Annotated in this window: 11 protein-coding genes; 9 read left to right on the top strand and 2 right to left on the bottom strand. The window is 43.2% G+C overall.

The features are described 5' to 3' along the window. Positions 1-4 precede the first annotated feature (4 nt). Both NH399_RS02285 and NH399_RS02280 read left to right on the top strand, forming a co-directional pair. Complete coding sequence (locus NH399_RS02285; protein ID WP_253036796.1) at positions 5-2845, top strand: DUF349 domain-containing protein; 2841 nt, start codon at positions 5-7, stop codon at positions 2843-2845. Beyond that, on the top strand, positions 2814-3275 hold the full coding sequence (locus tag NH399_RS02280) for a GNAT family N-acetyltransferase (protein ID WP_253036795.1): 462 nt from the start codon (positions 2814-2816) through the stop codon (positions 3273-3275). Before NH399_RS02285 ends, NH399_RS02280 begins: the two co-directional genes overlap by 32 nt. On the opposite strand, the gene NH399_RS02275 is transcribed toward NH399_RS02280, so the two are convergent. Continuing rightward, positions 3265-3639: a group 1 truncated hemoglobin gene (locus tag NH399_RS02275; RefSeq protein ID WP_253036794.1), complete on the bottom strand. Its 375-nt coding sequence runs from the start codon at positions 3637-3639 to the stop codon at positions 3265-3267. The genes NH399_RS02280 and NH399_RS02275 overlap by 11 nt on opposite strands. Positions 3640-3890: 251 nt before the next feature. Between NH399_RS02275 and NH399_RS02270 the strand changes: the two genes are divergently transcribed. From NH399_RS02270 to NH399_RS02245, 6 genes are all read left to right on the top strand, one after another. Beyond that, positions 3891-4868 (top strand): AraC family transcriptional regulator, encoded by a 978-nt coding sequence (locus NH399_RS02270; RefSeq protein ID WP_253036793.1) that lies wholly within the window; start codon positions 3891-3893, stop codon positions 4866-4868. 88 nt (positions 4869-4956) lie between these two features. Continuing rightward, entirely contained in the window at positions 4957-5847 is an 891-nt protein-coding gene (locus NH399_RS02265; protein WP_253036792.1) for a radical SAM protein, read from the top strand. Positions 5848-6272: 425 nt separating this feature from the next. Beyond that, positions 6273-6656, top strand: coding sequence for a helix-turn-helix domain-containing protein (locus NH399_RS02260; RefSeq protein WP_253036791.1), 384 nt, complete (start codon positions 6273-6275; stop codon positions 6654-6656). A gap of 16 nt (positions 6657-6672) precedes the next feature. Continuing rightward, positions 6673-7956 (top strand): type II toxin-antitoxin system HipA family toxin, encoded by a 1284-nt coding sequence (locus tag NH399_RS02255; RefSeq protein WP_253036790.1) that lies wholly within the window; start codon positions 6673-6675, stop codon positions 7954-7956. 77 nt (positions 7957-8033) lie between these two features. Further along, the gene (gene yeiP / locus NH399_RS02250; RefSeq protein WP_253036789.1) at positions 8034-8603 is read left to right on the top strand and encodes an elongation factor P-like protein YeiP; all 570 of its coding nucleotides are present in this window, start codon (positions 8034-8036) and stop codon (positions 8601-8603) included. 9 nt (positions 8604-8612) lie between these two features. Then, positions 8613-9047, top strand: a complete 435-nt coding sequence (locus NH399_RS02245) for a hypothetical protein (RefSeq protein ID WP_253036788.1) — start codon at positions 8613-8615, stop codon at positions 9045-9047. Between the two features lie 20 nt (positions 9048-9067). Here NH399_RS02245 and NH399_RS02240 read toward each other — a convergent pair whose 3' ends face one another. Further along, the gene (locus tag NH399_RS02240; RefSeq protein WP_253036787.1) at positions 9068-9913 is read right to left on the bottom strand and encodes a DNA ligase; all 846 of its coding nucleotides are present in this window, start codon (positions 9911-9913) and stop codon (positions 9068-9070) included. Positions 9914-10249: 336 nt separating this feature from the next. Here NH399_RS02240 and NH399_RS02235 point away from each other — a divergent pair, with 336 nt between their 5' ends. Continuing rightward, on the top strand, positions 10250-12064 hold the full coding sequence (locus NH399_RS02235; RefSeq protein ID WP_253036786.1) for a DEAD/DEAH box helicase: 1815 nt from the start codon (positions 10250-10252) through the stop codon (positions 12062-12064). The last annotated feature ends 22 nt before the right edge of the window (positions 12065-12086 follow it).

Here is a 12086-nt window from a genome sequence, read left to right as displayed (position 1 = left end):
CATCATGTTAAAGAATTTATTCCGACCAAAATGGCAGCATTCTAATCCTACCGTGCGTATACAAGCGCTCGAAACATTAGATGAAGCACAGGATAAAGATCGTGCCATTTTACTGTCTGTAGCTCTTGAAGATAAGGACCCTCAGGTTCAGCTGGCTGCCTACAAACGGATAAATTCACTGGATGCGCTTAAGGAAATCTGGAAGAAATCGCAAAATGAATCGATAAAGATGCAAGTATTGGAGCAATTGTTCCAACGTTTACCGGATTCAGAGCGCTCGGTTCTGGTTAGTCAGCTGGTTAAGTCGGTTGAGCAGGATGCCGATCAGCACAAGCTGGTTGATTTTTTGATTGAACACCCTGTAATGGAAGTGGCCGAAGTATTACTTCCAAAGATTACCGAAATGGATGCGCTGACGACTGTTGTCCAAAAAGTGCGTAAGTCTGAAATCCAATTGCAAGCGTTAGCTGCCATTGATGATGAAGCTGCATTAAAACTTCTTACTAAAACAGTGAACCAAAAAAGTGTTTTGCAAGTTATCCGCAATCGCCTGAAATCGGCACGAGAAGAGCAGCAAAAAAATGATGAAGCTCAACAGAAGGCGTTACACGTTTGTGAAGCGATGGAAAAGTTAGCTGCTGCCGAGTTTGATAGTCAGTACCAAAGTCGTCAGAAAGGCCTGGAAGTTCAGTGGCAAGCGTTGGATGAAACTACTCAGGCACCTTTTCTTGAACGTTATCAAAATGCATTAAAAACGAGCAATGATTCCATTGAAGCTCATCAAACAGAACAGGAAAAATTGCAGGGGCTGCTAAAAACACAGGGTGAGGCTCGTCGACTTATTCAGACGATTACCGACTGGGTAGAAGAGCTAAAACACAACCCGGTTAAAGACGAAACAGATTTTGGGCGTTGTTATCATTTATTCTCTAGTCAATGGGATGAATTAAATACTCAGAATGATCTACCTTCGTTAATCGCTGAGCAATTTGTCGTGTTGATGGAGCGCCTGAGCCGCATGGAAAAGTCTTTGCTGGCGATTGAGCAAGGTGCTGTTTCTTCTGAGCATCTTAGCAACTGGAAAAAACAGATTGAAAGGACTCCTCACTCTGAGTTAAACGATATTAAAGCTCAAGTGAAAGATGCTGTAAAAACGGTTAACTGGCCTCAAGAGTTTGCAAAGCCTCTTTGGGTTCTTCATGCCGCAGAACTTATTAGTGAGATAGATCAACGTTTCAAAAAGGAGCAGCAGAAAGCTCGCAAGAAGCGTGAGTATTTAGAGAAGAAAACGCGCCATTTAAAAGGCCATATTAACCAGCGTAATTTGGTTGCCGCTAATAAGATGATGAATTATCTGCGCAATGAGTTAGATGAATTAGAAGGAAAAGATAAAAACTACATCGAGTCATTGCTCAATAAAGCGGAAGAGTCTTTAGCGGAATTAAGGGATTGGCATAACTTCGCGACACAGCCAAAGAAAGATGAACTGTGCCTCGCAATGGAAGCTCTGATTGAATCCAAGATGGAGCCGCTTGCGTTAGCAGAGCGTATTCAACAGTTGCGAGATGAGTGGCGTGGATTGCAATCATCCAATGCAGATACTGACAACGAACAATGGGAGCGATTTAAAGCGGCTTCCGATAAAGCATTTGAGCCTTGTTTAGCATTTTATCGACAGCGAGATGAGGTTCGTGCGACTAACTTGTCCTTAAGACATAAAATGTGCGATGACCTTGAGGCCTTGGTTCGTAACATGGACTGGGATAATGCCGATTGGAAGAACATTGCACAAATCGAGAAAACAGCCAAAAAAGAGTGGGGAGATTTAAAACCTGTTCCTCAAAACGAGCACAAGTCTTCCCAACAACGTTTTAACAGCGTCATTAAAACGTTGCGCCAAAAGTTGGATCAAGAACGTGATGCTAATTTGACATTGCGCAAAGAACTGGTCGAGAAAGCCAGCAAGTTGCCAGCGTTAGAAGACAACCGCAAAGCAATAGAACAAGCTCAAGCGCTTCAGTCAGAATGGTCTAGTTTAGGCATGACTTACTTTAAAGCTCATAAAGAGCAATGGGAGTTATTTAAAGCTTCTATTGACCAAGTCTACGACAAGCGTAATTCTGAGCGAAAAGCATTTAAGCAAGGTTTAACTGATAATGCAGATGCTCTTAAGCAGGTGGTTGCGAGCATTGATAAACTGGCTGGGCTTGAAGACAGCGAGTTGGCAAAATCATATAAGGATTTTGAATCTTTACAGTCTGAGGTTGATTTATCTAAAGCGTTACCACGCAATGAAGAAAAAAAGCTGCGTCAAACTTATGAACGTTCATGTCAGAAATATCTTGAACGCTTCCAGGGTATCGAAGGGCGTAAACAAAATGCTCAAAGAACGGTAGTTTTTGCGGCAGAGCAGTTGTGTATTGATGCTGAGACAGCTTTTGAAAAAGGCGAGTTAAAGCTGGATGATGTGAAACAACAGCTAACTGAGCTAGATGCTTTACCTGATCATTTGCAGAAGGTTTTTGGGCGTCGACTGGAGGCGTTGGAGCAATTGACTGAGGCGTTGCTGACACAAACACATCAACAGAATTTTGAGCGTCTGTCGACTCTTGCTATCGAAGCTGAAGTGGCAACTCATGTTGAAACGCCAGAAGCCTGGAAGCCCCAGCGTATGGCTTATCAATTGGAACATTTACAACAAGGTGGTTTGCAGGCTTCGGCTAAACCTCAAGACATATTGTCAAAAGTTGAGCAACAATGGTTTGAAGTGGGTTTTGTTAAGACGGCCGACAGGCTGCAAATGCAAGAACGTATTGCTCAATGTCGTAATGCCTTATACTCGTAACGAGCTTTCTTTTTGTTGGTTGCCGCAACCACAGAAGTTGCGTGCAACCCATTTTTACCGTGACCGAGGTGCTTACTTTAAAGTAGGTCGTTTTGAGCCTTGTGGGATTGTTTGTGATCCTGCCTCTCAGATTATTGCGGCGGCTTGCCTTAAGCCTTTTGAGTCGAGCCATTTGCTTACACGAGTTTTGGTGGATGATGCCTGGCGTAATCAGGGCGTTGGTCAACTTTTGATAAGATCTATGGCAGATCAGTTTGATCATCAATGTTACAGTTTTGCTTATCCAGATTTGATATCTTGGTATGAGGCGTTTGGTTTTTCGGTGGTTGATGAAGCATTATTACCTGGGTTGCTTCAAACACGATATACCGCTTATTGTCGCTCTAAACCCGATTTGGTTCCGATGCAATTTAATGGTCCTAGCGATTAAGAATATCATCACGAAAACTGTCTGCTAACTCAACAAACTCTTCAATCAACACATCCGGGATCGAAAGTTCTTCTAGCGTTTCTCGCATCAGTCTTAAAAACTCATCAATGTGTTCATCAGATAGCCCTTTTTTTAGTAGAGGGGCATGAGCTGCTCTAATATCAAAGGATGTGTAAACGTTGGGGCCACCCATCGCCTGGATGAAAAAGAATCGAACTTTCTGGATTTGCTCTTCGCTCGATATTCCATTAAAAAAGCGTCGTAGAATTCGACTTTCCATAATTTTGGGATAAAAGGAATTCACCGCAGCTTCTACAGCCGAGTGTCCACCGATCCTGGTAAATATCGAGGGCTGTGTAAACATGACAGATGAGTTTTGCCTAAGTTATTTGTTAGTAAAGTCTTTGGATGAATAATTGGCAAGGTTTTAAGGTTGATATCTCAATTATTGTGCTGCAGCAGTACTTTTATCTGTGGCGATTTGAAGTTGGATATCTCTGATTCGGTACTATTTACAGAGGGAGTACTCATTTAGTGTTGTTGATTCAATAGGCTCTTTGGCGTTATAAGCCTATAGCTTATTTTTTTGTTGTAAATGAGGTGTTATTGCAGGGTATGAATAGATCTTTGTGGAATTTTTTATCACTGGTGAGTTGGTTTGCGAAGGAAGAGTCTGTATCCATTCCACAAACGCTGTTTTCGGAAATAGATAAACACCGGAAGTTAAGTGTTAGCCATCAGTATTTTTCACAAAAAGTAATCCATCAAGTGCTTAGCTTTACTGGCAAAACCTGTTTAGGGTTAAAGATGGCACATTGTATTTATCCTGGAGCTTTTTATAATTTGGGTTATTTATTTATGACAGCGCCGAATCTTCTCGTTGCCATACGTAAAGTGAGTTTGTTGCCCAGACTGTACGATAATTTATGTCAATTTGAACTGATTGAAGATGAAAGTGGCTTAACCGTTAGAGTATCTAACGATTGTGAACATGACATTGATCGTTATGTTGTAAATGAAGCGGCTTTATCCATTATGGTTCATTATTCTCAATGGGTGCAGAAGAAACCAGTCTCTATTACTGACGTCCAGTTTGCTCACTCACAGATCAATGAATTATCTTTGTACAAAAAGTATTTAAATGTGACGCCGTCGTTCAATCAGCCCTATAGCCAGATTCGTTTTCCAAGGGAGGCCGTGGAGTTTCCTTTGCTAACATCAGAGCCAGAGTATCACGAAATGTTGGAGCAGCGTCTATTGCGTTTGCATGAAACCATGTCGCTGAGTTTTGTTGATCATGTCAAGGTAGTTATGCGCAAGCTGCTTAAGTCGGGCGAAATATCGCGGCAAATTTTAGCGGATGAGTTATGTATCAGCGAAAAAACTCTGGAGCGTCGTTTATCCAAAAATAATGAAAGTTATCGCAGTTTGCTGCTGTCGATACGTAAAGAATTAGCACAACGATATCTCAACTCTTCTCATTATTCGATTGAATATATTGCCAAAATGTTGGGGTACAGTGATCGCAATGCCTTTTCAAAAGCGTATAAAAAGTGGATGGGGCACTCTCCTCGAGCAGAACCTAATGTGTGAGATGGATGCTCCTGACCTTCTCGGCTTTGCCGCACACCTTAGGGTAAGTTAAAATAAGGGCCGATACTGCATTAACTAGATATTGGCCATGATAGCGTTACCTTATATTGAACCTGTTTTTCGTCCCCCCAGTGAGTGGAAGTCGCTGATCTTGCAGGTGACGAATGGTTGTTCGTGGAATCGTTGCACCTTCTGCGATATGTATACTCAGCCACAAAAGAAGTTTAAACCCAAGCTGCAGGCAGATATTGAGCGTGAGCTTGAGTCGGTGCAACAAACAGGCGCTCACGTTGGCCGAGTGTTTTTGGCAGATGGGGATGCCATGACGTTATCGTATCGACGGCTTAAAGACATTTTAGAGGCGATTAATCGATACTTGCCTGATGTATCGCGAGTGTCTTCTTATTGCTTACCTAGAAACATCTTGCGTAAATCAGTCGAAGAATTAAAAGAGCTAAAGGAGCTAGGACTCAAGTTGGTTTATGTCGGCTGTGAGTCTGGTGATGATAAAGTGCTTGAATGCATCGATAAGGGCGAAACTTACGCCTCTTCTCTGGAGGCATTACAAAAGCTTAAAGCAGCGGGTATCAAATCCTCTGTCATGATCTTAAACGGAATGGGTGGCGTGCGCTATTCAGAACAGCATGCTATTCATTCTGCTCAGCTAATGAACGAGGCACAGCCTGAGTTTTTATCGACCCTGGTGGTTTCTTATCCGTTAGGAGAGCAACGGGTGGTTGATGGTTTTGGTGGTGATTACCAGCTGCCAGATACCTATGGTTTGATTAAAGAGATGGAAATTTTGCTAAGCCATCTGGAGTTGGAAAGCACCATTTTTCGCTCGGACCATGCTTCTAACTATCTGGTGCTTAAAGGCACGTTAAATAAAGACAAAGAAGCATTGCTTAAAATGGTGACTACAGCGCTCAATCGTCCCGGTGTGATTCCTTTACGCCAGGAGTGGCAGCGCGGCTTGTAATGGTTTATGAAGTTTTATTTTAAAAATGTGATTACTTAGCTTCAAGCGAATCATAATGTCTATTTTCAGGAGCAGGGAAGTTTCTGATATCGATTTTTCTGGGATGGCTATATCTTTTGCCTACTTATATAAGTATGTTTTTCGCGCTCTCTAGTTGCGTATTCAATCAATAAATCGATATTTAACCTGCGTTTGCTTAAAAATTGCGGTTTTGGGAATTTTTATCTGCCAGGATTGTCTTTGGCCGGTTTTTCGTATTTTTGATAGATATTTATTATTAATAAAGACTCTTTTATGAATCTTTATCGTCATATTATAAAAGTAAAGTATTAAATATTGTATTTTGTGATAAGTGACTTGCCTAATAGCTTATATTTGAGCTATAAATAGAGTTACAGTTTATAAAGATTCAAAATTGAGCTTTTATGATTGATTTGCATGCTTCCAGTAATCATTCCATCCTAAGTAGTATCAGTGCTCGATTAAAGGCCTTGAGGATTCAGTCAAACCTGACTCAGGAAGAGTTGGCAACACGCACAGGCCTATCTCTGAGTTCTCTCAAACGCATCGAAAACGGTGCCAATACGACTTTAAATCAACTCATCCGCATTTTGCGCAGCTTGAATCGAATGGATGATTTAGCTTCGCTGGTGCAAATGGAATCTCCATCCCCTGTGGAACTCGCTCAGCAAAAGCATCGTAATTTGCCAAAACGTCAGAGAGTTCGAAAATCATCTAAAGTAGTGGCGGTGACACCTCAAGGAGAGCGTCGTCGACCTTTTCAGTTAGCTTCTATTGAGCGTTCCTAGCCCTGGAGCATAAATAATGAACGAAGAACTTCTGGTCGAGGTTCGTATATGGGACCAAACCGTCGGTTATGTCGTTTGGCAACCGCACAAAGGTGTCGCCAGTTTTGAGTATGTTACGGAGTTTTTGAATAAGCAGTTGCCCGTAGCTCCTATCCAAATGCCGCTGCAAGAAGGCGTATTCGAATTTCCATCTCATGCTCGCTCCGATACCTTTAAAGGTATGCCTGGCTTATTGGCCGATGCGTTACCTGACCGTTTTGGAAACGAACTACTGGACGCCTATTTATTACGCACAGGACGTAAGTTAGAAAGCATTTTGCCTACCGAGCGGCTCTTGTATATGGGAGCAAGAGGTATGGGGGCACTTGAGTTTGAGCCTGCCAAAGCACAGAGCCTGTCGGCTGCCGAACGACTTGATATGGACGAGTTGGTCCATCTGGCGGGAGTGGTTTTGCAACAACGACAGCATCTACATAGCTCTCTGGCAGAGACATCTGGATTAGAGCAGATTATTCAGGTAGGAACTTCCGCTGGTGGAGCCAGGGCAAAGGCCGTTATTGCCTGGAACCCAGATACTCAAGATGTTGTCAGTGGACAAGCTTTGGCTCCAGAAGGGTATTCGCATTGGTTGCTTAAATTCGATGGTGTGAATGATCAGTACCTGTCGACCAGCGAAGGATTTGGTCGTATTGAATACGCCTATCATCGCATGGCCTTGGCAGCGGGGATAGAAATGATGGAGTGTCGACTGCTAGAAGAGCAAGGACGTGCTCATTTTATGACGCGTCGTTTTGATCGAGTTGAGGCACAGCAAAAACTTCATGTGCAGACCTTGTGTGCTCTGGAGCATTTTGATTATAACTTTCCTGGTGCTCATTCTTACGAGCAGGCGTTTGCAACCGCTCGCAAGTTGTCCTTAACAGTACATGAAATGGAGCAACTCTTTCGACGTGCAGCCTTTAATATGGTGGCAAGAAATCAGGACGATCATACCAAAAACATTGCCTTTGTGATGGATTCGCAGGGGCAATGGTTTCTGGCTCCTGCCTATGATATGACCTTCGCTTATCGTGCCGATTCTCGTTGGGTGAGTCAGCATCAAATGTCAGTGAATGGCAAGCGCGATCAGTTTGAGCGTGCAGATCTGCTGGCTCTGGCGGATGCTGGAGACATCCGCAAGCCCAATGAAATTATTGAACAAATTCAAGAGGTTGTTGCTGAATGGCCAAGGTTTGCCAAAGATGCAGGTGTTGATGACATCCGTATTAAAGCCATTCAAGCTTGTTTTCGACAACTATAACGGGCGACTACCTTGTAAATCTAATGCCATAAACGTAGCATTTGCCCACAATCATTCTAATACTACCGAGAGTAACCATGCCAAAAGCCAGTGAAATTAAAAAAGGTGCTGCTGTTGAGTACAACGGCAAGCAACTATTGGTCAAAGATATTGATGTACAAAGTCCCAGTGCGCGTGGTGCGGCAACCCTTTATCGTATGCGCTTTACCGATATAAAAACCGGTCAAAAAGTTGAGGAGCGTTTTAAAGGTGACGACCAATTGAATACGCTTGATCTGGCCAGAAGAGCAGTCAGTTTTTCGTACATTGATGGTGATGATTACATCTTCATGGATAACGAGGATTACACACAGTTCAACTTTAAGCAGGCAGATATTGAAGAAGAGCTACTGTTTATTACTGAAGACATTCAAGGTGTACAGGTGTTATTGGTTGATGACAGTCCGGTTGCTATTGAATTACCACAGTCGGTTGATCTGGTAATTGAAGAAACCTCGCCTTCGATTAAGGGGGCATCTGCCAGTGCGCGTACTAAGCCTGCTTCATTTGCAACCGGTTTAACGGTACAGGTTCCTGAATATCTTTCGCCCGGTGAGAAAGTCAGAGTGAATACGGCCGAAAAGAAATTCATGAGCCGTGCTGATTAAGTTTTCATTATGTTGGGTTTTTCTAAAAAAACATTACCGAAAGATGAGCCAGTGAGCCGTTGGCAAATGATTCGCCAACTGCTTATTTTTCAGCTGAAACTGGCGATTGATGCGCTCAGGGATATATTACTTAGCCCTTTGTCGATGATACTGACTATCATGGATTTAATGGCTGGCAATAAAAACGAGAAGCGCTGGTTTACTCGACTTATGCACTTTGGCAGAGATACTGATAAAGCGATCAATCTGTTTAATCAGCACGATGCAGATAAAGAAAGTAAGCCGAATGTCGATCGTGCATTTGAGCAGTTCGAAGAGTTATTAAAAAAGCATTATCAAACGGGTGACTTATCCAACAAAACCAAAGCTGCTATCGACAAGTCTTTGCTTTTATTGAAGAAAAACAACCTTAACGAAGAGCCTCAAGATAAGGAAAAGCCTTAGCTGGCTCTTCCTTTGGGCGCTTATAAATCGTTTCTTTCTCTTATAAATCGAGCAAATCTGGGGATTCCATTGGGTGTTTTGCCTTGATACTCATAAGTGATCAGGGTGCCAATTGGCGGTGGGGTTTTACGTTGCTGACGATCAAATCCGGTGCCTATTTTGAATCTAAGGCCGTTACTATCTTCTACGATTAATGCGCCCATCAGTCCTGCAAATTGACCTTTTCCTGGTAGATAATCGATAACGGTGGCTTCTGCGTCGCTGTGAGTTTTCAGTTTTAATAAGTCATTGCTGCGTTTCGCCTCGTAGTTAGAACGATTTTTTCGCAGCATAATGCCTTCGCCTCCTTGGCCTAATATCCACTGGAAGTAACTTTCTAGAGCACTTTTTGAGACGACTTTTTGTTGCACAACCAATCGAATGTGTGGGCTATTTATCTGTGCGACTATATGTTTTAGGCTCGCCAGCCGTGAGTCATAAAACCCTGTTTCTGCGGGGGCATCAAACACCATGAATTTCACCTGGCGCCAATCAATATCTGAGGCTGTTTGTTTACGACTGATAGCGGATACTTCATCAAAATGTCCTCGACCTATCCACAGTTCTCCATCCAGTGGCACAGCCATTAAAGGTTCTGTAAACCAGATTGGTGCTTTGATGACTTTTCCTGATCGGGACAGCAGCTGATGTCCATCCCAGTAAGCTCTAACACCATCGAGTTTTTCGCTCATCCAATACTCTGTGACATCGATATTGGCCTGATATCGGTTCGCCAGTTGCAAAGGTGGAGGCTCTGCATTGGCTAATATGGGAGCGGGGGCGGCTAATAATAGTGGAATCGCTAATGATAGAATTTGTGTTTTCATCCTTTGGTCCTGTAGTTTCCTGGGCAATAAACCCTATTAAAAAAGTCCTTAAAAACGAGCACTCAATCCGGAGTACTTAAAAGCGTCGCAAATCTTGCCTTAAACCTTGTCACTAAGCGATTGAGATATGATAAACGGTCATCTTTTGGGGTTTGGCGAATAATATTGGAAAGATAGGGCTTAATAAGCCCGTTAACCCCAAAATTATTTAACAGTGCTGTCGTAAATTCGTTTATAATAAGAGCTGTAAAATGAATTGCTGGTTTTTTCTTTGTTGGGGCTACCACAAAATGCCCTTTTGATTGCCCGCCTTAGTTATTTGGAAATCGTCAGAATATGTCTGAAACTGAATCAATGATATCTTTTCGTGACTTGTCATTAGGTGATAAGTTGTTGCAAGCACTCGATCGTGTGGGTTACGAAACCCCATCTCCTATTCAAGCTCAAAGTATCCCATTAGTCATGGCTGGTCACGATATGATTGGTCAGGCGCAAACAGGTACTGGAAAAACGGCCTCATTTGCTTTGCCGATCTTGTCTCGAATTGATGTGACTCAGAATTCTCCTCAGGCTTTAGTGATTGCGCCTACCCGCGAATTGGCATTGCAGGTTGCTGAGGCATTCAATGAGTACGCTCGATTTATGCCGGGTTTCCGAGTGTTACCAGTTTACGGCGGCCAGCCTTTCACAACTCAGATTCGCCAAATTAAACGCGGCCCTCATGTGATTGTCGGTACACCTGGTCGTATTATGGATCACATGCGCCGTGGTAATCTGATTTGGGACGATCTCAAACAATTGGTACTCGACGAAGCGGACGAAATGTTGCGTATGGGATTCATTGACGATGTTGAGTGGATTTTAGAGCGCACACCATCAACCCGTCAGGTGATTTTGTTTTCTGCCACCATGCCTAAGCCAGTTAAGCGTGTTGCCGAAACCTTTTTGAAAGAGCCTAAGTACGTAAAAATCGAGTCAAAAAATACAACGGCTCAAACTATCCAACAGCGCTTCTGTATGGTCAATGGCAACAACAAGCTCGATGCGTTGACGCGCATTTTGGAAGCTGAAGAATTCGATGCCATGATCATTTTTGTTCGTACTAAAGGTAGTACGCAAGAGTTATCAGACAAACTGGTAGCGAGAGGCTTTGCCTGTGATGCGATTCATGGTGATATTGCGCAAAATCAACGAGAAAAAGTCGTTCAAAAACTAAAAGACGGCAAGTTAGACATTTTGATTGCGACGGACGTTGCGGCTCGAGGTCTGGATGTTGAGCGAATCAGTCACGTTGTAAACTATGATATTCCTTATGATCCTGAGTCTTATGTACACCGTATTGGTCGTACTGGTCGAGCAGGGCGTAGTGGTGATGCGATTTTGTTTGTGACGCCAAGAGAGCGTCGTTTATTACGCACGATTGAGCAAACAACTCGCAAAACCATTGAGCGCATGAACTTGCCATCAGTCGAAGTGATCAATGATAAGCGTGTTAATCGCTTGTTTACGAAAGTATCTGAAACACTATCCAGTGATTCATTAAAGACTTACCTTGAGATTCTTGAGCGTTACCAGAGCGAACATGAAGTTACTGGTATCGAAATCGCTGCTGCATTGGCCAGCATTATGTATGCAGAAGAGCCTCTGTTGATGAACGAAATTAAAGAGCCTTATGTTGATGAGCGTCGTGGCGATCGTGATCGTAAGCGTCGTCCAGCGGAAAAAGTCAGCATTAGCAAACGAGCTCGTCCACTTAAAGATCAGCCAGATGTTGAAATGGAACGTTATGTTTTGGCTGTTGGACGTGACAACGGTGCAACACCAACGCATATTGTTGGAGCCATTGCTAACGAAGCTGAGATTGAGAGCAAATACATCGGATTTATTCGTCTGTATGATGATTTAACCACTGTTGATCTTCCTAAAGGCATGCCAGAAGAAACACTTAAAGTTCTACGTAAAGCGCGTGTATGCGGCAGACCTTTAAACATTCAGTCGGCAGCCGATAAAGACTTCGAAGCGATGGATTCTGGCGGTGGCCCATCGGGTGGCGGTCGTGGCAAAAAGCCTCGTGGTGGTGGTCGTGGTAATGACAACAATCGTTCTCGCCCTCGTCGCAAATCCGGTGGTTACAAAAACTCTGGACGTTAATGCGTCGCGGTTTTAAATACTA

Origin of the sequence: Pleionea sp. CnH1-48 (assembly GCF_024124665.1) — a bacterium.
GTDB lineage: Bacteria > Pseudomonadota > Gammaproteobacteria > Enterobacterales > Kangiellaceae > JAMXSB01.
Note: the sequence above shows the minus strand (reverse complement) of the source record. Positions and strands in the feature narration are given on the sequence as shown.

Bases quoted from the DNA above. Each gene is read 5' to 3' on its own strand.
- NH399_RS02285 (WP_253036796.1), top strand. From the start codon at position 5: ATGTTAAAGAATTTATTCCGACCAAAATGGCAGCATTCTAATCCTACC.
- NH399_RS02275 (WP_253036794.1), bottom strand. From the start codon at position 3,639: ATGTTTACACAGCCCTCGATATTTACCAGGATCGGTGGACACTCGGCT.
- NH399_RS02270 (WP_253036793.1), top strand. From the start codon at position 3,891: ATGAATAGATCTTTGTGGAATTTTTTATCACTGGTGAGTTGGTTTGCG.
- NH399_RS02265 (WP_253036792.1), top strand. From the start codon at position 4,957: ATGATAGCGTTACCTTATATTGAACCTGTTTTTCGTCCCCCCAGTGAG.
- NH399_RS02260 (WP_253036791.1), top strand. From the start codon at position 6,273: ATGATTGATTTGCATGCTTCCAGTAATCATTCCATCCTAAGTAGTATC.
- NH399_RS02255 (WP_253036790.1), top strand. From the start codon at position 6,673: ATGAACGAAGAACTTCTGGTCGAGGTTCGTATATGGGACCAAACCGTC.
- yeiP (WP_253036789.1), top strand. From the start codon at position 8,034: ATGCCAAAAGCCAGTGAAATTAAAAAAGGTGCTGCTGTTGAGTACAAC.
- NH399_RS02245 (WP_253036788.1), top strand. From the start codon at position 8,613: ATGTTGGGTTTTTCTAAAAAAACATTACCGAAAGATGAGCCAGTGAGC.
- NH399_RS02240 (WP_253036787.1), bottom strand. From the start codon at position 9,913: ATGAAAACACAAATTCTATCATTAGCGATTCCACTATTATTAGCCGCC.
- NH399_RS02235 (WP_253036786.1), top strand. From the start codon at position 10,250: ATGTCTGAAACTGAATCAATGATATCTTTTCGTGACTTGTCATTAGGT.